At 67.3% G+C, this 20,633-nt stretch carries 17 protein-coding genes; 4 read left to right on the top strand and 13 right to left on the bottom strand.

The window, feature by feature from the left end; all coding sequences use genetic code 11:
- Window positions 1–38 precede the first annotated feature (38 nt).
- From narI to ACLQ3J_RS01355, 8 genes are all read right to left on the bottom strand, one after another.
- A complete protein-coding gene (narI, locus tag ACLQ3J_RS01390) occupies window positions 39–767 on the bottom strand; it encodes a respiratory nitrate reductase subunit gamma (RefSeq protein WP_169620608.1) in 729 nt (242 codons plus the stop codon).
- Window positions 768–770: 3 nt separating this feature from the next.
- A complete protein-coding gene (gene narJ / locus ACLQ3J_RS01385; RefSeq protein WP_422424216.1) occupies window positions 771–1,454 on the bottom strand; it encodes a nitrate reductase molybdenum cofactor assembly chaperone in 684 nt (227 codons plus the stop codon).
- Window positions 1,451–3,124: a nitrate reductase subunit beta gene (gene narH / locus ACLQ3J_RS01380; protein ID WP_169652403.1), complete on the bottom strand. Its 1,674-nt coding sequence runs from the start codon at window positions 3,122–3,124 to the stop codon at window positions 1,451–1,453. Before narH ends, narJ begins: the two co-directional genes overlap by 4 nt.
- A 34-nt stretch (window positions 3,125–3,158) precedes the next feature.
- Window positions 3,159–6,812, bottom strand: a complete 3,654-nt coding sequence (locus ACLQ3J_RS01375) for a nitrate reductase subunit alpha (RefSeq protein ID WP_425902273.1) — start codon at window positions 6,810–6,812, stop codon at window positions 3,159–3,161.
- Window positions 6,813–6,853: 41 nt separating this feature from the next.
- Window positions 6,854–8,023: a nitrate/nitrite transporter gene (locus ACLQ3J_RS01370; RefSeq protein WP_296550896.1), complete on the bottom strand. Its 1,170-nt coding sequence runs from the start codon at window positions 8,021–8,023 to the stop codon at window positions 6,854–6,856.
- Between the two features lie 311 nt (window positions 8,024–8,334).
- Window positions 8,335–10,608 (bottom strand): polyribonucleotide nucleotidyltransferase, encoded by a 2,274-nt coding sequence (locus ACLQ3J_RS01365; RefSeq protein WP_169620605.1) that lies wholly within the window; start codon window positions 10,606–10,608, stop codon window positions 8,335–8,337.
- A gap of 325 nt (window positions 10,609–10,933) precedes the next feature.
- Window positions 10,934–11,203, bottom strand: coding sequence for a 30S ribosomal protein S15 (gene rpsO / locus ACLQ3J_RS01360; RefSeq protein WP_169620604.1), 270 nt, complete (start codon window positions 11,201–11,203; stop codon window positions 10,934–10,936).
- A 182-nt stretch (window positions 11,204–11,385) separates the two neighbouring features.
- A complete protein-coding gene (locus tag ACLQ3J_RS01355; RefSeq protein WP_169620603.1) occupies window positions 11,386–12,348 on the bottom strand; it encodes a bifunctional riboflavin kinase/FAD synthetase in 963 nt (320 codons plus the stop codon).
- Between the two features lie 80 nt (window positions 12,349–12,428).
- Between ACLQ3J_RS01355 and ACLQ3J_RS01350 the strand changes: the two genes are divergently transcribed.
- From ACLQ3J_RS01350 to ACLQ3J_RS01335, 4 genes are read left to right on the top strand one after another with little or no spacing between them, the layout of a single operon-like run.
- Window positions 12,429–13,352, top strand: a complete 924-nt coding sequence (locus ACLQ3J_RS01350) for a metal ABC transporter substrate-binding protein (protein WP_169620602.1) — start codon at window positions 12,429–12,431, stop codon at window positions 13,350–13,352.
- Complete coding sequence (locus tag ACLQ3J_RS01345) at window positions 13,349–14,113, top strand: metal ABC transporter ATP-binding protein (RefSeq protein ID WP_169620601.1); 765 nt, start codon at window positions 13,349–13,351, stop codon at window positions 14,111–14,113. The genes ACLQ3J_RS01350 and ACLQ3J_RS01345 overlap by 4 nt, the downstream gene beginning before the upstream one ends.
- Complete coding sequence (locus ACLQ3J_RS01340; RefSeq protein WP_296550883.1) at window positions 14,113–14,994, top strand: metal ABC transporter permease; 882 nt, start codon at window positions 14,113–14,115, stop codon at window positions 14,992–14,994. The genes ACLQ3J_RS01345 and ACLQ3J_RS01340 overlap by 1 nt, the downstream gene beginning before the upstream one ends.
- A gap of 9 nt (window positions 14,995–15,003) precedes the next feature.
- Entirely contained in the window at window positions 15,004–15,693 is a 690-nt protein-coding gene (locus ACLQ3J_RS01335; protein WP_169620599.1) for a metal-dependent transcriptional regulator, read from the top strand.
- Window positions 15,694–15,697: 4 nt separating this feature from the next.
- On the opposite strand, the gene truB is transcribed toward ACLQ3J_RS01335, so the two are convergent.
- Genes truB through ACLQ3J_RS01310 form a run of 5 tightly spaced genes read right to left on the bottom strand, consistent with a single transcriptional unit; the run spans window position 15,698 to window position 20,605 of the window.
- Window positions 15,698–16,618 carry a tRNA pseudouridine(55) synthase TruB gene (truB, locus tag ACLQ3J_RS01330; protein ID WP_378528283.1) on the bottom strand — a complete coding sequence of 307 codons (921 nt, stop codon included), beginning with the start codon at window positions 16,616–16,618 and terminating at the stop codon, window positions 15,698–15,700.
- 3 nt (window positions 16,619–16,621) lie between these two features.
- Window positions 16,622–17,284, bottom strand: a complete 663-nt coding sequence (gene npt, locus ACLQ3J_RS01325; RefSeq protein ID WP_169620722.1) for a 4'-phosphopantetheinyl transferase Npt — start codon at window positions 17,282–17,284, stop codon at window positions 16,622–16,624.
- Between the two features lie 41 nt (window positions 17,285–17,325).
- Window positions 17,326–18,264 (bottom strand): metallophosphoesterase family protein, encoded by a 939-nt coding sequence (locus ACLQ3J_RS01320; protein WP_169620597.1) that lies wholly within the window; start codon window positions 18,262–18,264, stop codon window positions 17,326–17,328.
- A gap of 5 nt (window positions 18,265–18,269) precedes the next feature.
- Window positions 18,270–19,643 carry an MATE family efflux transporter gene (locus ACLQ3J_RS01315; protein WP_169620596.1) on the bottom strand — a complete coding sequence of 458 codons (1,374 nt, stop codon included), beginning with the start codon at window positions 19,641–19,643 and terminating at the stop codon, window positions 18,270–18,272.
- Window positions 19,640–20,605: a DHH family phosphoesterase gene (locus tag ACLQ3J_RS01310; RefSeq protein WP_425902270.1), complete on the bottom strand. Its 966-nt coding sequence runs from the start codon at window positions 20,603–20,605 to the stop codon at window positions 19,640–19,642. The genes ACLQ3J_RS01315 and ACLQ3J_RS01310 overlap by 4 nt, the downstream gene beginning before the upstream one ends.
- Window positions 20,606–20,633 lie beyond the last annotated feature (28 nt).

The raw sequence follows: 20,633 nt of genomic DNA, 5'->3' as shown, positions 1-20,633 counted from the left end.
ACATCACACGATACATGCGCGGGCGGATCCGGCGACGGTCACCAACCGCGGCGCCGGGGCTGGGAGCCGACCAGCTGACCCTCTCGCGCCTCTCCCCTGCTCCGGTAGACGATGTACGGGCGGAACAGATATCCCACCGGTGCGCTGAATGCGTGGACGAGCCGGGTGAACGGCCAGATCGCGAACAGCACCAGACCGATCAGGGTGTGGATCTGGAACGACACCGGCGCCTCGACGAGGAGTTCGCCGCGTGGCTGCAGGATCCAGATGGACCGGAACCACGGCGATACGGTGTCGCGGTAATTGTGTTCGCCGACCACTCCCGCGCCCATGAGGGTGGTGGCGAGACCCGCGACGATCGCGGCGACCAGGACTACGTACATGACCTTGTCGTTGAGGGTGGTCGCGGAGTACACCGGGCCGTTGGTACGCCGGCGGTAGATGAGCAGGCACACCCCGATGAGGGTCGCGGCGCCGGCGATGGTCCCGAGCACGAGAGCTTGGACGTGGTACGCGTGCTGGCTGATCCCTATCGCGTACGTCCACTGTTTCGGGATCAGCAAGCCGATGACGTGGCCGATGATCACCACCAGAATGCCGAAATGGAACAGCGGACTGCCGATGCGCAGCAGCCTGCTCTCGTAGAGCTGTGACGAGCGGGTGGTCCAGCCGAACTTGTCGTATCGGTACCGCCACCACGTGCCGACGATCAGGATCGCGAGTGTCACGTACGGCACGATGTCCCAGAAGATTGCACCCGCGCTCATCGTTTACGGCCCTTCTCGTCGGTCGTGGGCGTCCCGGCGTGGCGGAACGGTCAGGGTGAACGGCTGCAGGCCGATCGCCTCGGCCGGAGGTCCGGCGTGCATCAGCCGGCGGGCCCGTTGTTCCTGGGCCTCGTCCACAGGAGGCAGCGTGGCGCACACCGCGGCGACGGTGTCCGCGTACGGCGAATCGTCGCCGACCAGCGCGCGATGCAGGACGTCGATCGGTACCCGGTGCGCGACGAGCAGCCGTTCTCCCGCCTCGGGTGCGACGGTGGCCGCGAACTCGAGGACCACCGGGAGGTGGTCGGGCGCCTCGCCGACCGGAGGTTCGGCGCCCGCCTCCCGATAGGTCTGCACGAACGCGTGGATTTCCGATCCCCGGTTGCGTGTGTCTCCCGCGGTCCAGTAGGTCAGGTACATCGTCGAGCGCCGACGCAGGTCGAACGTGTCGACATACGCCTGGGCCGCATCGAGCAGGCTGCTACGACGCAGGTACGCGGCGGTCCGGGTGAGCCGGCCGCGCGCGGGCTCGTCGATGTGGTCGACGAGTGCCTCGACGGTGTCGAGACGCTCCGCCATCTGCTCGTCCGGATACGCCAGCAGCAACGAGGCCGCCTGGTGGACGAGCCGGGTCTGCAACCGGCGAGCGGGATCCTCTCGGCGTGACGCCCGCCGGAACAATGTCACCGCCGCTCCTCGCCGTCGCCGGGCCAGGCACCCGGGAACAGACCCGTGGGCGCTCCTTTGCCGTCCCAGTTCAGCAGATTGACGCGGGAGGGCTCGCGCTCGTTGACCGCGAGGCCTTCCGTGGTCTGTCGCTCTGCGAGCGCGTGGAACGTTTCCACCGCGACCGGGACGGGTCCGCCGCTCGACTCACCGAAGGGCCCGGACTCGTACATTCCCGGTCCACCGTCGAACGACAGAGAGCAGTCCGTGGCGGATTCCTCGAGCTTGTGTCCTTCGGTCGCATAGGCCGTCGGGATCACGTAGCGCTCTTCGTACTTGGCGAGGGCGAGCAACCGGTACATCTCGTAGATCTGCTCCTCCGTCATGCCCACGGACTCCGGGATATGCGGCTGGGTGTCGCGACCGAGGTTGATGTCGCGCATATACGACCGCATCGCGGCGAGCCGTTGCAGGACGGCTTCCACGGACGCGGTGTCCCCCGCTGTGAACAGCTCCGCGAGGTAGCGGATGGGAATGCGCAACGACTCGAGTGCTCCGAACAGGTTTCCGAGATCTTCCCCGTCGTGACCGTCGCGGCTGACCGCGTCGACGACCGGCGACAGCGGCGGCACGTACCAGACCATCGGCATGGTCCGGTACTCCGGATGCAACGGCAGCGCGACCTTGTAGACGTTGATCAGCGAGTAGATCGGTGACTTCTGTGCGCCGGCGATCCAGTCGTCGGAAATCCCTTCGGCCCGGGCCCCCGCGATGACCTCCGGATCGTGGGGGTCGAGCAGGACCTGACGCTGGGCTTCGTAGAGATCCTGTTCGTTCTCCACCGCCGCCGCGTCGAGCACCCGGTCGGCGTCGTAGAACACCAGCCCGATGTAGCGCAGACGCCCGACGCAGGTTTCGGCACACACCGTCGGTAGCCCGACCTCGATGCGGGGATAACAGAACGTGCACTTCTCGGCTTTGCCGGTCTTGTGATTGAAATAGACCTTCTTGTACGGGCATCCGGAGATGCACATCCGCCAGCCGCGGCACCGGTCCTGGTCGACGAGGACGATGCCGTCCTCCGAGCGCTTGTAGATCGCTCCGGACGGGCACGACGCGACACACGACGGGTTGAGGCAGTGCTCGCAGATCCGGGGCAGGTAGAACATGAACGTCTCTTCGAGCGACGTCTTGACCTCTTCGTTGATCTTAGCCAGGATCGGGTCGTCCGGAACGATCTCGGGCGAGCCCGCCAGGTTGTCGTCCCAGTTGGCCGACCACTCCACTTTCATCGGTTCGCCGCTGAGGAGACTGCGCGGTCGCGCCACCGGGATGTTCTCCCCCGCAGGGGCGTTGGTGAGGGTCTCGTAGTCGTACGTCCACGGTTCGTAGTAGTCGTCGATCGACGGCATCTTGGGGTTGGAGAAGATCCGGCTGAGCTTGTGGAGGCGGCCGCCGTCGCGCAGCCGAATCCTGCCCTTCTTGTCCCTGATCCAGCCGCCGCGCCACTTGTCCTGATCCTCGTAGGTGCGGGGGTACCCCTGACCCGGACGGGTCTCCACGTTGTTGAACCAGACGTACTCGGTTCCGGAACGGTTGGTCCAGGTCTGTTTACAGGTCACCGAGCACGTGTGACACCCGATGCACTTGTCGAGGTTCATGACCATCGCCATCTGTGCCATGACCTTCATGAGTGCCCCCGTCCGTGGGGTCCGATGGTGTACATCAGTACGTCACCTCCTGAGACCGGCGGCGCACGACCGTGACTTCGTCGCGCTGGTTGCCGGTCGGTCCGAGATAGTTGAAGGCATACGAGGTCTGGGCGTAGCCGCCCGCCAGATGACTCGGTTTCATCAGGATCCGCGTGATCGAATTGTGGATCCCGCCACGCTTTCCGGTGGTTTCGGTGAGCGGGACATCGATGACGCGTTCCTGCGCGTGGTAGACGAACACCACGCCCTCGGGCATGCGCTGCGACACGATGGCCCGGCACACCACCACGCCGTTGCGGTTCACGGCCTCGATCCAGTCGTTGTCGCGCACCGAGATCTTCGCCGCGTCCGCCGGACTCATCCACATCGTCGGTCCGCCGCGCGAGAGCGAGAGCATGAACAGGTTGTCCTGATACTCCGAGTGGATCGACCATTTCGAATGCGGGGTCAGGTATCTCACCGTCAGCCCCACTCCGTCACCGGTACCGAGGGATGTCTCACCGAACAGACGGTTCATGTCCAGCGGGGGCCGGTAGGTCGGAAGTTGCTCGCCCATCTCCTCGATCCAGTCGTGGTCGAGGTAGAAGTGCATCCGGCCGGTGAGGGTGTGGAACGGTTTGAGTTCCTCGATGTTGGTGGTGAAGGGTGCGTAGCGGCGACCACCTGTTTCGCTGCCCGACCATTCCGGGCTCGTGACCACCGGTACCGGCCGGGCCTGCGTGTCGGCGTAGGTGATCCGGCGTTCCTCACTGCCTTCGGCGAGGTGGACGAGCCTGCGCCCGGTTCGCTTCTCGAGTTCGCGATACCCCTGCACGGCGAGCCGGCCGTTCGACGCCCCGGACAGCGCGAGAATCACGTCGCACATCCGTTCCGCAGTGGTGATCGCCGGGCGCCCGGCGGCGGCACCGGAATCCATGACGCCGAACTTGACGGCGAGTTCGGCGACCTCCTGGTCGGGGTGGGTGGTCACCCCCTTGGTGGTCAGCCCTGCCGACTCCGCGAGCGGCCCGAGCGTGGCCCACTTGTCGGCGACGGCGGTGTAATCCCGCTCGACGACCACGAGAGGCCCCATGGTCTTCCCCGGGATGGGCACTTCACCGGTTTTCCTCCAGTCGTTCTCCGTTCCACCGGGATACGCCATCGCACCGGGCGTGTCGTGCTGGAGCGTCCCCATCACCACATCGGTCCGCGTCCCCAGATGCGTGCGTGCCAGGGCGCTGAACGCCTTCGCGACCGCACCGAACGCCTCGTAGTCCGAGCGGGTCTCCCAGGGAGGATCGATCGCGGGACTGAACGCGTGCACGTAGGGGTGCATGTCGGTACTCGACAGGTCGCCCTTCTCGTACCAGGTCGCCGCGGGCAGCACGACATCCGAGAACAGCGTCGTCGACGTCATCCGGAAGTCGATGGACATGAGCATGTCGAGTTTGCCGTCGGGGACGTCCTCCGGCCAGGCGACGTCGTTCGGACGCAGATCCGGCGTGGCCTTCGCACCCTGAATGTTCGAGTCGGTACCCAGCAGATGCTGCAGGAAGTACTCGTTGCCCTTGCTGGAGGAGCCGAGAAGATTCGAGCGCCACACACTCAGCACGCGCGGCCAGTTACGCGGCGACCCGGGATCGGTGACGGCGAGTTTCACCGTCCCCTGGGCAAGTTGCTCGGCGACATACTCGGGGATGTCGCGACCGGCCGCACGGGCCTCGTCCGCCAGATCGTGTGTGTTGCGGTCGAACTGGGGATAGAACGGCGACCATCCCATCGCGACGGCCGACGCCATCACGTCCATGGTGTGCTTGTCCCGGAAGCGCCCCCGCGACAGCGGGCTCGAGAGGGCGTCCGCCCGGTACCCGTCGTACTTCCACTGGTCGGTGTGCACGTACCAGTACGAGGTGCCCGCCATCTGACGAGGTGGCCTGCTCCAGTCGGTGGCCATCGCCATCGTGGCCCACCCGGTGGCGGTTCGGCACTTCTCCTGCCCGACGTAGTGCGCCCAGCCGCCGCCGTTGCGTCCCATCGCTCCGGTCAGGAGCAGCAGGGACAGCACGGCCCGGTAGGTCGCGTCGCCGTGGAACCACTGGCAGATTCCGGCTCCCATGATGATCATGGAGCGCCCGCCCGATTCCTCGGAGTTTCGCGCGAGTTCCCGGGCCACCCGGATCGCTTGCGCCGCAGACACTCCGGTGATCGATTCCTGCCACGCCGGCGTGTAGGGCGTCGACGGATCGTCATACCCGGTCGGCCACTGCCCGGGCAGATTCAACTCTGCCCGCTGCACGCCGTATTGGGCGAGCATCAGGTCGAACACCGTGCAGACCAGGTGCTCACCCACCCGGCGGACCGGCACACCGCGCTCGAGGCTTCCGCCCCGACCGTCGATCGTGTCGAAACTCGGCAGATGCACGGCGAGGACCTCCGCTGCGCCGCCGGCCGGCGGTGCCACCGTGAGGGCGGGCGACAGGTCACCCAGTTCGAGGTTCCACTTGCCGATACCCTCCTCGCCGTAGCGGAATCCGAGGGAACCGTGAGGAACCGTCACGCTGTCGGTGGCGCTGTCGAGCAGCACGGGCTTGAACGCGGCGTTCTCCACGTCCTGCCCGAGGTCGGCCGCGGTGAGGTTCTTGCCCGCCACCCACTTTCCGCCGCGCTCTTCGAGTTTCACCAGGAAGGGCAGATCGGTGTACTGCGCGGAGAAGTCCGTGAAGAAAGGTACGGGCTTCTCGACGTAGCACTCGCGCAGCAGGACGTGGCCCATCGCCATCGCCAGGGCACCGTCGGTTCCGGCAGCACACGGCATCCACTCGTCCGCGAACTTCGTGTTGTCCGCGTAGTCCGGGCTGATCGCGACAACCTTGGTCCCGCGGTACCGCACCTCCGTCATCCAGTGTGCGTCGGGGGTACGGGTCACCGGGACGTTGGAACCCCACATCAACAGGTACGACGCGTCCCACCAGTCGCCCGATTCGGGGACGTCGGTCTGGTCCCCGAAGACCTGCGGGGAGGCGACCGGCAGGTCCGCGTACCAGTCGTAGAACGAGGTCATGGCGCCACCGACCAGTTCGACGAACCGGGAACCGGCTGCGTGCGACACCATCGACATGGCGGGAATCGGGGAGAAACCGGCGATGCGGTCGGGCCCGTACTCCTTGATGGTGTGCACGTGGGACGCGGCGACCATTTCGGTGGCTTCGGCCCAGGTGACCCGCACCAGCCCGCCCTTGCCTCGCGCACGCTGGTACCGGCGCCGGCGTTCCGGGTCGTTCTGAATGTCCGCCCACGCCAGTACCGGATCTCCGAGACGTTGTTTGGCCTCGCGATACATCTCGACGAGGACTCCGCGCGCGTACGGGTACCGCACCCGTGTCGGAGAGTAGGTGTACCAGGAGAAGGCCGCTCCTCGGGGGCAACCGCGCGGTTCGTACTCGGGGCGGTCTGCTCCCACCGTGGGATAGTCCGTCTCCTGGGTTTCCCAGGTGATGATCCCGTCCTTGACGTAGATCTTCCACGAGCACGAACCGGTGCAGTTCACGCCGTGTGTCGATCGCACCACCTTGTCGTGGCTCCACCGGTCGCGGTAGAAGATGTCACCTGCTCTGCCGCCCTGGTGCGTGATGCTGCGGGTGTCGGCGGATTCTTCGCCACGCGTGAAGAACCGGCCGCTGCGGACCATCAGTTCCTCGAGCGTCCCACCCACGGCGACTTTGTCCGTAGTCACGTGCTCTCCTCCGGTTGCCTGTGTGGAGCGTCCCGCGATGTGGCCGGTTCACGTGCCTTGAGCCAGACCGCGGTGTAGACGAGTGCGATGAGAGCCGCCGCGACCAGGAGCAACAGACCCACGGTGTAGTCGTTGCCCACCGGGTCGTAGGTTGCGCCCATGACCAGCGGCGGGAAGTATCCGCCGAGGCCACCCGCCGCCGCGACGATGCCGGTGACACTGCCGACGGACTGGGCGGGCGAACGCCGCGCCACCCAGGCGAACACGCCTCCGGTACCGATACCGAGGAAGATCGCCATCGAGATGAAGACGACGGCCGACCAGAAGTCCGGGGGCGGTTTGAACGTCGCGAGGAACGCGGTCACGGCAGTGCCCGCGAAGGACGCGAGAACCACGTACTTCGGCGGTATCCGGTCGGACAGTGCACCACCGATGGGCCGGGCGATCACCGCGGCGACGGCGAACCCCGCCGTGCGGGTACCGGCGTCGACCGCGGAGAACTCGTACACCGTCCTGATGTAGGTGGGCAGGTAGCTGCTGAACGCGACGAAACCACCGAAGACGATGGCATACAGGAACGACATTTCCCAGGTGACGCGGAGTTTGCATGCCGCAAGGAATTTGGGCACCACCGGCTGGGTGTTGGGAACGAATGCGGGCGCGTTCCTCATGACGGTCACACACAACACCGCGGTCAGCGCCAGCACCACTGCGATGATCACGTGGGTGGCGACCAGCCCGAACCATCCGACGAAGCGCGGCGTGAAGAAGGCCGACAGTGCCGTGCCGACCATGCCCGCACCGAATACACCCGTGGCGAAACCACGACGAGACGGGTCGTACCAGTTGTTGGCGAACGGGATCCCGACGGCGAAAATCGTGCCGGCGATTCCCAGGAAGAATCCGAAGACGAGCAGCAGCGGGTACGAGCCCGCGTTGCCCGCGAGGCCGACCGCGAGGACCGGCAGTATCGACGCGAGGGTGATCGCGATGAACATGACCCTGCCGCCGTAGCGGTCCGTGAGGGCGCCCACCACGATCCTGCCGAGCGACCCCACGAGGATCGGGGTCGCCACGAGCATCGACGTCTCGGAGCTGCTCAGCGACATGTCGCCGGCGTAGGTGGTGGACAGCGGTCCGATCAGGTTCCAGGCCCAGAAGTTCATGGCCGACACCCAGGTCGCCAGTGCCAGGTTGACTCCTGGGCGCGCCCCGATTCCTGAGGCTGTAACCGTGCTCACACCACCAGGGAACACCCTCGGCAGAATCGCCGTACGCCTTTTGCCGAAAGGTTTACACCGGGGCGGGCCTCGATTCTCGTGGGGTGCCGAACCGGCGGCGACGCTCCGCCGCAGGTCTGGTCAGCGCCCGGTCTAGCCCCCTCACAACGACACCGCGCGCTGTTCCCGCCCCGAAGGGAAGGAACAGCGCGCGGTGATTGCCTGTCCCGGAGCCGGTGGCTACCGGGAGGAGCCGATCAGGACTCGGTGGCTGCCTCGGCCGGAGCGGCCTCGGCGGCGGCGTCGTCCTCGACGGGCACGAGGCTGATCTTGCCCCGGTTGTCGATATCGGCGATCTCGACCCGCAGCTTGGACCCGACGCTCACGACGTCTTCGACCTTCGCGATGCGCTTGCCGTTGCCGAGCTTGCTGATGTGCACCAGACCGTCACGGCCCGGGAGCAGGGAGACGAACGCACCGAACGCCGTGGTCTTGACCACGGTGCCGAGGAAACGCTCGCCGACCTTCGGCAGCTGCGGATTGGCGATGGCGTTGATCTTGTCGATCGCTGCCTGCGCGGACGGACCGTCCGCAGCTCCGACGTACACGGTGCCGTCGTCCTCGATGGAGATGTTGGCGCCGGTCTCCTCGGTGATCGAGTTGATCATCTTGCCCTTGGGCCCGATGACCTCGCCGATCTTGTCGATCGGAACCTTGATCGTGGTGATGCGCGGCGCGAACGGGCTCATCTCGTCCGGAGCGTCGATGGCCTCGGCCATGACCTCGAGGATCGTGGCGCGCGCGTCGTGTGCCTGCGACAGCGCACCCGCGAGCACCTGCGACGGGATTCCGTCGAGCTTGGTGTCGAGCTGCAGCGCGGTGACGAAATCCTTCGTTCCGGCGACCTTGAAGTCCATGTCGCCGAAGGCGTCTTCGGCTCCGAGGATGTCGGTCAGTGCCACGTAGCGGATCTCACCGTCGACCTCGTCCGAGACCAGGCCCATCGCGATACCCGCGACCGGAGCCTTGAGCGGAACACCGGCGTTGAGCAGCGACAGGGTCGAGGCGCACACCGAACCCATCGACGTGGAACCGTTGGAGCTCAACGCTTCCGACACCTGACGGATCGCGTACGGGAACTCTTCCTGGCTCGGGAGCACCGGCACGAGTGCCCGCTCCGCGAGGGCGCCGTGGCCGATCTCGCGACGCTTCGGCGAACCGACGCGGCCGGTCTCACCGGTCGAGTACGGCGGGAAGTTGTAGTGGTGCATGTAGCGCTTGCTGGTCTCCGGGCCGAGCGAGTCGACCTGCTGAGCCATCTTGACCATGTCGAGGGTGGTGATACCCATGATCTGGGTCTCGCCACGCTCGAACAGCGCCGAACCGTGTGCACGGGGAACGACGGCGACCTCGGCCGAGAGTGCACGGATGTCCGTGATCCCGCGCCCGTCGATACGGAACTGGTCACGCAGGATGCGCTGGCGAACCAGCTTCTTGGTCAGCGCGCGGAAGGCTGCGCCGATCTCCTTCTCGCGACCCTCGAACTTCGGGCCGACCTGCTCGAGAACCTCGACCTTGATCTCGTCGGTGCGCTCGTCACGCTGCTGCTTGCCGGCGATGGTCAGCGCCTCGGCCAGCTTCGTCGACGCCGCAGCCTCGACCTCGGCGTACACGTCGTCCGCGTAGGCCGGGAAGAGCGGGAAGTCGCCGGTCGGCTTCGCGGCAGCGACAGCGAGCTGCTGCTGAGCGACGCAGAGGCGGGCGATGAACGGCTTGGCGGCCTCGAGGCCCTGCGCGACGATCGCTTCGGTCGGCGCCTGTGCGCCGCCCTCGACGAGTGCGATGACGTTCTCGGTGGCCTCCGCCTCGACCATCATGATCGCGACATCAGCGGTGTCCGGGTTGTCCGCACCGCCAACGATGCGGCCCGCGACCACCATGTCGAACACGGCGTTCTCGAGCTGCTCGACCGTCGGGAAGGCAACCCACTGGCCGGCCTTGTTGTCGTCGGACGTGATGAGTGCGACACGCACACCGCCGACGGGTCCGGAGAACGGCAGTCCGGCGAGCTGCGTCGACGCCGACGCCGCGTTGATCGCGACCACGTCGTACAGGTCGTTCGGGTTCAGGCTCAGAACCGTGACGACGACCTGGATCTCGTTGCGCAGGCCGTCCACGAAGGACGGGCGCAGCGGCCGGTCGATCAAGCGGCACGTGAGGATCGCGTCGGTGGAGGGACGGCCCTCGCGACGGAAGAACGAGCCCGGGATGCGCCCGGCAGCGTACATACGCTCTTCGACATCCACCGTGAGCGGGAAGAAGTCGAAGTGCTCCTTGGGGTGCTTCGACGCGCTGGTGGCCGACAGCAGCATGGTCTCGTCGTCGAGGTAGGCGACGACGGCGCCGGCGGCCTGCTGTGCGAGGCGGCCGGTCTCGAAACGGATCGTGCGGGTGCCGTAGGCACCGTTGTCGAGTGTCGCGACGGCTTCGTAGACGCCTTCGTCGGTCTCGACTGCGGAATTGCTTGTCATCTTTGTATCTTCTCTTCCCTCTTCGTCTTCGCCGTACCCGCGCGGGCTCCACGGCCCCCTTGGCCGTGGTAGCGCACCGATTCACGGAGGCGGTCGTCGATCGAAACCCTCCGGCGGGGGCGTCTCTTACGGACGCCGTGCCCGGACCGGAAAGTCACTACCGAGGACCGACACCATCGGTGCATACAGTTCACCGCCGTCGGCGGTGTGGCGTGCCGGCTATACCGGCACAAACACCGATAGCCAACGGGGCCCAGTGTAGTGGGTGCCCCGTTGGCTGTCGGAAAAGATCAGCGGATGCAGATCGTGTCGCTTCTCGGCTGCGTCAGCGACGCAGGCCCAGACGCTGGATGAGCGAGCGGTAACGCTCGACGTCGACCTTCTCGACGTACTTCAGCAGGCGGCGACGACGACCGACCAGCAGCAGCAAGCCGCGGCGGGAGTGGTGGTCGTGCTTGTGCTGCTTGAGGTGCTCGGTGAGGTCGACGATGCGCTTGGTGAGCATCGCAACCTGAGCCTCGGGCGACCCGGTATCGGTCTCGTGCAGGCCGTATTCGCCGAGGATCGACTTCTTCTGTTCGGTGGTCAATGCCACTGGTAGTTCTCCTGAACAACTGACGTCCGCGTGACAGATAGCGGACCGGGTCCGCCGGTGCGGCCGCCGCGAACCGCAGCACACACCAGCGGTCGATATTACCAGAGCCGCGCCCGCCCCCCGCGCGCCCGCCTCTCCCGTACGTTCGGCCGACGGGGATACCCGGCGGCCGGTACATGCGGTCAGCCGGCAGCGAGTACCTCGCGCACGCGGTCGGCATCGCGGTGCATCGCAGAAATCAGCGCCTCCACGGAATCGAACTTCTCCATGCCGCGCAGCCGTTCGACGAAGTCCACCGCCACGTGCTGACCGTAGAGATCGGCTTCCTCGTCGAGGACGTATGCCTCGACGGTGCGCTTGCGTCCGGAGAACGTGGGATTGGTTCCGACCGACACCGCGGCCATGTACCGCTCCCCGACCGAGACACCGTCGACGGGTGATCCCGAGCCGAGCACGGTGAACCATGCGGCGTAGACGCCGTCGGCCGGGATAGCGGCGTACATCGGCGGCGCGACGTTCGCGGTCGGGAAGCCGAGCCCGCGCCCTCTCCCGTCGCCGTGCACGACGACTCCTTCGACGCGATGAGGGCGGCCGAGCGCATCGGCCGCCGCAGCGACATCACCGGCGTCGACACAGGACCGGATGTAGGTCGAGGAGAACGTGACGGCGTGCTCGGCGACGAGGGTCAGGCCCTGTACCGCGAAACCGGATCGCGCGCCGATCGAGCGCAGGAGGTCGACGGTGCCGGCCGCCTTCTTGCCGAAGGTGAAGTTCTCCCCCACGACCACTTCCGCGACATGGAGTCGTTCGACGAGGATCTCGTGGGCGTACCGCTCCGGCGAGAGCTTCATGAATTCGGGGGTGAACGGCACGACGCAGAACACGTCGATTCCCAGTTCCTCCGCCAGCTCGGCGCGCCGCGCCAGTGTCGTCAGCTGCGCGGGGTGACTTCCCGGCCGCACGACCTCCATGGGGTGTGGATCGAACGTCATGAGCACGCTCGGGACACCTCGTTCCGTCGCGGCTTTCACAGCGCTCGAAATCAGCTGCTGGTGCCCCCGGTGTACGCCGTCGAACACCCCGATCGTCACCACACAACGACCCCAGTCCGCAGGTATCTCGTCCAGACCTCGCCATCTCTGCACATCGGCAGCCTACGGCGCACGCGCCGGTCGGTCATCCTCGACCGGCTCCGTAGCCCACGTGGACAACATCCGGCACCCGAATGCATAATTTCGGTGTGCCGAAGATTTCCATTGGATGGGTCAAAACCGCCGTTCTGGCGGCTGCTGCCGTCGCCCTCACCGCCTGCACCTCACCGACGGACGCCGACGAGCGGCCGTTCGCCCTCACCACGTTCACCGTGATCGCCGACATGACCCGCGCCGTCGCCGGAGACCATGTGCGCGTCGAATCCATCACGAAACCGGGCGCCGAGGTCCACGGCTACGAGCCCACTCCCAGCGACCTCCGCAACGCCGCCGACGCCGATCTCGTCCTGGACAACGGACTCGGGCTCGAGCGCTGGTTCGAACAGTTCCTCGAAGACGCCGACGCCTCGCACGTCGTCCTCAGCGACGGCATCGAACCGGTGTACATCACCGGAGACAGCTACGCCGGGCAAACCAATCCGCACGCGTGGATGTCACCGCTCACCGCGCAGATCTATGTCGACAACATCGCCGCCGCGTTGTCCGATCTCGCACCCGAACACGCGGACGACTTCGCGGCGAACGCATCCACGTACAAAGCCGAACTCGCGGCGCTCCACGACGAACTGATCGCCGGTGTCTCGGCACTACCGGAGGAGCAGCGAGCCCTCGTGACGTGTGAGGGCGCGTTCAGTTACCTGGCGCGCGACGCAGGGTTGCGGGAGGCCTACCTGTGGCCGGTCAACGCGGACCAGCAGGGCACGCCCCAGCAGGTCGCCCGGACCGTCGACTTCGTGCGCGAGAACCGGGTCCCCGCGGTGTTCTGCGAATCGACCGTGTCGGACAAGGCGCAGCAGCAGGTCGCGGCGGACACCGGGGCGCGGTTCGGCGGCACCCTCTACGTCGATTCGCTGTCCGGCCCGGACGGTCCCGTCCCCACCTACCTGGACCTGCTGCGGCACGACATCTCGACGATCACGGCAGGATTGACACGATGACGGCACCTGCACTGGACATCGATACGGTCACCGTCCGCTACGACACCGTCACCGCGCTCGACCGGGTGTCCCTGAGCTTGTCGCCGGGAACGGTGTGCGGTCTGGTCGGAACCAACGGCTCGGGCAAGTCGACCCTCTTCAAAACGATCATGGGCCTGGTCCGGCCGGTGTCGGGGCGCGTGTCCATCGCGGGCGAATCCACGGTGGTCGCGCGGCGGACCGGCGCAGTGGCATATGTGCCGCAATCGGAGGCCGTCGACTGGGATTTCCCGATCGGGGTGCGGGAAGTGGTGATGACCGGCCGCTACGGTCACCAGGGATTCATGCGCCGGCCCCGGCCGGCGGACCGCGCGGCAGTCGAGTCCGCACTCGACCGCGTCGGCATGACCGACTACGCGACACGGCAGATCGGCCAGCTCTCCGGAGGACAGCGCAAACGCGTGTTCGTGGCGCGCGCGATCGCGCAGGAAGCTCCGCTGCTCCTGCTCGACGAACCGTTCGCCGGCGTGGACGCGAAGACGCAACAGGCACTGACAGCGGTGATCCGGGACCTCGCGGCCTCGGGACGCGCAGTCCTGGTCGCCACGCACGACCTCACCGGACTGCCGGTTCTCTGCGACGAAGCCGTCCTGCTGCAACGACGCCTCCTCGTCCACGGTCCACCCGAGGAGGTGCTGCGTCCCGAGAACCTGGCGCTCGCATTCGGCGCTTCCCCCACCGAGTCGCCGGCAAGTGCGCCGGTCGCGCGAGAGGTGCAGTGATGGTGGATCTCCTTGTCGATCCTCTGCAGTACGGATTCATGCAGCGCGCGCTGATCGTGGCGGTCGCCGCCACAGTGGTGTGCGCGTTGCTCAGCTGCTGGCTCGTCCTGATCGGCTGGTCGCTCATGGGCGATGCCGTCTCGCACGCGGTCCTGCCCGGTGTCGTACTCGCCTATCTCGTCGGCGCACCCTTCGCGCTCGGCGCCCTGCTGTTCGCCGGGATCGCGGTTGCCTTGATCGGACTCGTGCGCAGCACGAGCCGGGTGAAAGAAGACGCGGCGATCGGCATCGTGTTCACCACGCTCTTCGCGCTCGGTGTCGTGCTGATCTCGAAGAATCCCAGCCAGGTCGATCTGAACCACGTACTTTTCGGCAACCTGCTGGGACTCGCCTCGAGCGACGTCTGGCAGGTCTCGGCGCTCGCGGCGGTCGTGCTGATCGTGCTGGTCGTCAAACGCCGCGACCTGACGTTGTTCGCGTTCGACCGGGTGCAGGCGCACGCCCTGGGTATCTCGCCCGGCAGGTTGTCGGCTCTGCTGCTCGCACTCCTGGCCGTGACCATCGTCAGCGCGATCCAGGCCGTCGGCGTCATTCTGGTCGTGGCGATGCTCATCATTCCGGGCGCAACCGCGTACCTGCTCACCGACCGTCTCGCGCGGATGCTCGTCATCGCCCCCGTCCTTGCGGTCGCGGCCTCGGTGGTCGGGGTGTACACGAGCTACTACACCGACGCCGCGACCGGTGGTGTCGTGGTGCTGGCGCAGGCAGTGGTGTTCGCAGCCGTGTATCTGTTCTCGCCGCGCCACGGAGTGGTCACCAAAGCGATCCGGCATCGCACCGGTGCCGGCGACGCGGGTGAATCCGTGCTGCCGGTTACCTAAACTGAACGCGTGACGGACACGAGCGAGACCACCGCGACCGAGACACTGTCCTCGGTGGCCCAGGACTATCTGAAAATCATCTGGACGGTCCAGGAGTGGTCCGGAGAGAAGATCTCCACCAAACTGCTTGCCGAGAAGCTCGGAGTCTCGGCGTCGACCGTGTCCGAGGCGGTGCGGCGCCTGGCCGATCAGGGCCTGCTCGACCACGCACGCTACGGGTCGATCTCGCTCACCGATGCAGGCCGGACCGCTGCCGTCTCGATGGTGCGGCGGCACCGCCTCATCGAGACCTTCCTGGTACGGGAACTCGGCTACGGCTGGGACGAAGTCCACGACGAAGCCGAAGTGCTCGAGCACGCGGTATCCGAACGGATGGTCGCCGCCATCGACGCCAAGCTCGGTTACCCGGAACGCGACCCCCACGGCGACCCCATCCCGTCGCACGACGGCCGTATTCCGGCGCCGCCCGCCCGTCCACTGACCACGTTCAGCGACGGCGAGCACGGCCGGGTCGCGCGGATCTCCGACGCCGACCCGGCGATGCTGCGCTACTTCGACGAGGTCGGCATCGCCCTCGACACCGATATCCGCGTGGTGGAACGACGAGATTTCGCCGGAACGGTCTCGATCGGGATCGGCACCGACGGCCGCACCGTGGACCTGGGCACCCTTGCCGCAGGCGCGATCTGGCTCGTCTGAGCCGTCACATGTTCGCGGGCCGGACCACGAACACCGACGCCGCGCGACGCCCCTTCTCCTGGACCAGTGCCGCCGCGCGGCCGTGCTCGTCGACCGCCGCGTAGACCCCCTCGATCCCCACGGGTTCGAGCCAGCGTCCGTTCGCGAGCACTGCTGCTTCGTCGTCGCTCACGGTCCGGCACTCGAACGCGGTGCGGATCGCGTCGTCGATGCCGAGACTCGGCACGGGATCGTCCGCGAGTTCCTCGAGGGTGCGCGCGTGTTCGAGTCCGAACGGGCCCACCCGGGTGCGGCGCAGGGCCGTCAGGTGTCCCCCGACTCCCAGGGTGGCCCCGAGGTCACGGGCGAGTGCGCGAATGTAGGTTCCCGACGAGCAGTCCACCTCGACATCGAGGTCGACGAAGGCACCGTCGTTGCGGCGCGCGAGCACGTCGAACCGCGACACCGTCACCGGCCGCGCGGGGATCTCGACGGTCTCCCCCTCGCGCATGCGGGCATAGGCGCGCTTACCGTCGATCTTGATGGCACTCACGCTCGCCGGAATCTGCTCGATGTCTCCGGTCAGCGTCTCCACCACCTCGGCGATCCGCTCGTCGGTCACACCGGACGCATCCGACGTCTCCACGACGTCGCCTTCGGCATCGTCTGTGACGGTGCTCCGGCCGAGCCGGATCGTCGCGGTGTAGGACTTGGTGGTCAGCGACAGCAGACCGAGAAGCTTGGTGGCCCGCTCGACGCCGAGCACGAGCACACCCGTGGCCATCGGATCGAGAGTGCCGGCGTGGCCGACCTTGCGGGTGCCGAGCAGCCGGCGGCAACGCGCCACCACGTCGTGGCTGGTCATACCGGCAGGCTTGTCGACGACCAGCAGGCCCGCGCGGGCGACGGCAGGATTGTCGGAGAATTCGTGGGTTCGGTCGGTCATCGTTCAGCGCACCGTGATCGCGGTGAGAACGAGACCGTCGGCGACGAGCCAGCGTCCGTCGAATCCGGTGAGCGGTGGACCGTCCGGCGTGTCGCCGGGCACCAGAATCCGGGAGTGGAAGGTGCCGGTCACGGCATCGGCGGTGGTGTCGCGCTCGAACGTGATGTGCGCGTCCTCGAACCCGAGCCACCGGCCGGTGAGCGGAAACCATGCCTTGTAGGTGGCTTCCTTCGCGCAGAACAGCAGACGGTCCCAGTGCAGGTCGTCGCCCGCCGACGCGAGCCATTCCCGTTCCGGTTCGAGGCTGACCGCCGGCAGGACCCCGTCGGGGAGCACGTCGTGAGGCTCTGCGTCGATCCCCAGCGACCGCACCTGCAGCGAGTAGCCGAGCACCGCGGCCCGGTACCCGTCGCAGTGGGTCAGACTGCCCACCAGCCCACGCGGCCACACCGGAGCGCCGCGCTCACCCCGCAGGACGGGGCCGGGTTCGACCCCGAGGTGCCGCATCGCCTGCCGGGCACAGTGCCGGGCACCGGCGAACTCCCGGCGGCGTTTGTCCACCGCGCGTGCGACGAGCGGTTCCTCCTGCGGATGCGGCCGCAGTCCCGGCGGGTCGGAGAACATTTCCGCAGCCGCGACCCCCTCCGGCACGATGCGCGACAGCAGCGCCGCGTGTGTCTCGGCCTGTTCTCCGGCGGACGGCTCGGTCACCGCATCTCCCTCTGTCGTTGTGCTCGCATCTTCTCGGCTTCGGCTTCCATCTCGGGTGTCACCGTGAAGTGACCGCCCCACTTGTTCAGGGTTCCCGGCGGGTAGTCCGGCACCGGAAGGATCTGCCGGAGAAGCCGATCGGGCAGTCCGCGCCGCTGCCATTCCCTCGGGTAGCCGACCGACACCTCTTCGAAGCGGACCCCGTCGTAGTACGTCGTCCGGGGAATGTGCAGGTGCCCGTAGACGCTGCACAGCGCGCGGTAGCGCAGATGCCAGTCGGCCGTCTCGGTGGTCCCGCACCACAGTGCGAACTCGGGGTAGAACAGCATTCGGGTGGGTTCACGCACAAGCGGGAAATGATTGATCAGCACCGTGGGCAGAGCCGGGTCGAGCGCGTCGAGCCGAGCCCGGGTCTGTTCCACCCGCACCGCGCACCACGTGTCCCGCGTGACATACGGGTCGGGCCGAAGCAGGAACTCGTCGGTCGCGACGACGTTGCGGTCGCGTGCGACGGTGAGGCCTTCCGCCTTGGTGGTGGTGCCGTCGGGAAGGAACGAGTAGTCGTACAGCAGGAACATCGGTACGAGCACTACCGGTCCCCCCTCGCCTTCCCAGACGGGATAGGGATCCTCGGGCGTGAGCACCCCGAGTTCGCGGCACATCGTGACGAGGTAGTCGTAGCGGGCCACCCCGTGCATCTGCACGGGATCCTTCGCGGTGGTCCACAATTCGTGGTTGCCCGGAACCCAGATGACCTTCGCGAACCGGCTGCTCAGCAGCGACAGAGCCCAGCGGATGTCGTCGGTTTTCTCCGACACGTCGCCGGCCACGATCAACCAGTCGTCGGGCGACTCCGGATACAGGTCTTCGGTGACCGGCCGGTTGCCTCGATGGCCTACGTGAATATCACTGATCGCCCACAGCTTCGCTGCCACCGGCATCAACCTCCCGACTCGTTGTGCACGCCGACCTGCCGGTCCGCGCCCGTCACCGCCCATCGACCCGAGACCGTGCGTCCCACGACGGCGAGCATCCGCAACACGATGAACACCGTAAGCCCCGTCCAGATCCCCGCCAGACCCCAGTCGAAGACGAGAGAGCACCAGATGAACGGCAGGAACCCGATCAAGGCCGACAGCAGCGTTGCCGTACGCAGGAACGCGGCATCACCCGCACCGAGGAGTACCCCGTCGAGCGCGAAGACGACACCGGCGACCGGCATGATCGCGACGAAGAACCACCATGCCACGTCGATCTGACCGAGTACCGCGAGGTCCGACGTGAACAAGCCCGGGATCACCGTGCGCCCGAGCAGGAACACGACGGCGAGACCGGTGGCGAACAACGCGGACCACGCGGTGACCCGCCATGCGAGCCGGGTGGCACCGCGCCGATCGGCGCCCCCGAGCGCAGCACCGACGAGCGCCTGCGCCGCGATCGCCAGCGAATCCAGCGCGAGCGTCACGAAATTCCACAGTTGGAGGACCACCTGGTGGCCGGCAACTGCCGCGGCGCCGAACCGCGCGGCCACGGCCGCGGCGGAGAGAAAGCACGCCTGAAATGCCAGGCTGCGGGCGATCAGGTCCCGTCCGAGCCGTAACTGGGCGCCGATCACCTCGGGCCGGGGTCGCAGCGGCACTCCCGACCGCAAGAGCGCCACCACAAACAACGTCGCGGAGACCGTCTGGCCGAGCACGTTCGCGACGGCGGAGCCGACGAGTTCCCATCGCGGTGCTCCCAGCAGTCCGTGCACCAGCACGGGACACAACACCGCGGACAGGGCGAGACCTGCGATCACGTAGCGCAGCGGCCGGAAATTGTCCTGCACTCCCCGCATCCAGCCGTTGCCGGCCATACCGATGAGGATCAGAGGCACTCCGAACAGTGCCACCCGCAACCACGACACGGCTTCGGCGGCGATCTCGTCGTCACCGGCGATCAGGCGCGAGACAGGTCCGGCGAGGAGCTGCCCGGCCAGCAGAATGAGCAACCCCACTCCGACGGCGAGCCAGGTCGCCTGGACGCCCTCACCGACGGCGTCGTCGTGGCGGCGGGCGCCGTGGAGTCGCGCCGATCGGGCGGTGGTGCCGTACGACAGGAACGTCAACTGTGTGCTGACCGTGGCCAGGACGAGTCCGCCGATCGCGAGTCCCGCGAGGGGCAACGCACCGAGGCGCCCCACCACAGCGATGTCGAAGAGCAGGTACAGCGGTTCGGCGGCGAGGACACCGAGCGCGGGTAGGGCCAGACCGAGAATGCGACGGCCGGAGATCTCCGGCGTCGTCGCGGTGTCTCCCGTGGGTTCCGTCGTCACCCGAGTACGCCACGCAGTGCCGCCACCACCGAGTCCGGTGCGCCGTGCGCGGTGTAGCCGGCTGCGAACGCGTGGCCGCCGCCGCCGAGGTCGGTGGCGGCTGCGGATACATCCACTGCGGTCTTCGACCGGAGCGACACCGTCCACACTTCGGTCCCGACCTCCTTGAACACCGCGGCGACCTCCGCTTCTGCGGTGGTCCGCACGATGTCGATCACGCTCTCCACCTCTTCCGAACCGAGGTGTGCCGAATCGACGCGACGAACGAATGCGTAGACCAATCCCCTGCCCCGCACCGCCTCGGGTACCAGGGTCGCGGACGCCAGCACCGACGAGAGCATCGGCAACCACCCGAAGGGGTGGGTATCGAGGAGCCCGCGGGTGATCGCGGATCCGTCGATTCCGGTCGCGAGAAGACGTGCCGCGAGGAGATGCGACGCAGGCCGGCCCCAGCGGAACGAACCGGTGTCCGTCACGAGCCCCGCGTACAGGCAATGGGCGAGGTCCGCGTCGAGCACGACACCCCACTCGTCGAACAGGTCGGCGAGCACCACGGCGGTGGCCTCCGCGTCCGGCGCGATGAGGTTGTCGGTCCCGAACCGGGTGTTGGACACGTGATGGTCGATGACGAGGGTGCGCGCAGCACCTGCCAGGCGGTCACGCAGGTCGCCGAGGCGCCCCGCCGTTCCGCAATCGACGGTCACCACGAGGTCCGCATCCCGGCGCACCGCGGCGGCGGGCGTAACCAGATGCCCGCCGGGCAGCGAGCGCATCGACTCCGGCACCTCGGCGGGAGCGGCGAAGGCCACCTGCACAGCGACGCCCCGCCGCTCGAGCGCGAGACCGAGTGCGAGCCCGCTGCCGAGGGTGTCGGCGTCGGGTTGGACGTGACATAGCACCGTCACCGTGGCCGCTGCGTCGAGCAGGGCCACCGCGCCCGGCAGGTCGACCGAGGCCCCCACTGCGGGCGCGGTGGCGTCCGCGCGAGGA

It is taken from the genome of Rhodococcus sp. DT1 (assembly GCF_049844875.1).
GTDB lineage: Bacteria > Actinomycetota > Actinomycetes > Mycobacteriales > Mycobacteriaceae > Rhodococcus.
Note: the sequence above shows the minus strand (reverse complement) of the source record. Positions and strands in the feature narration are given on the sequence as shown.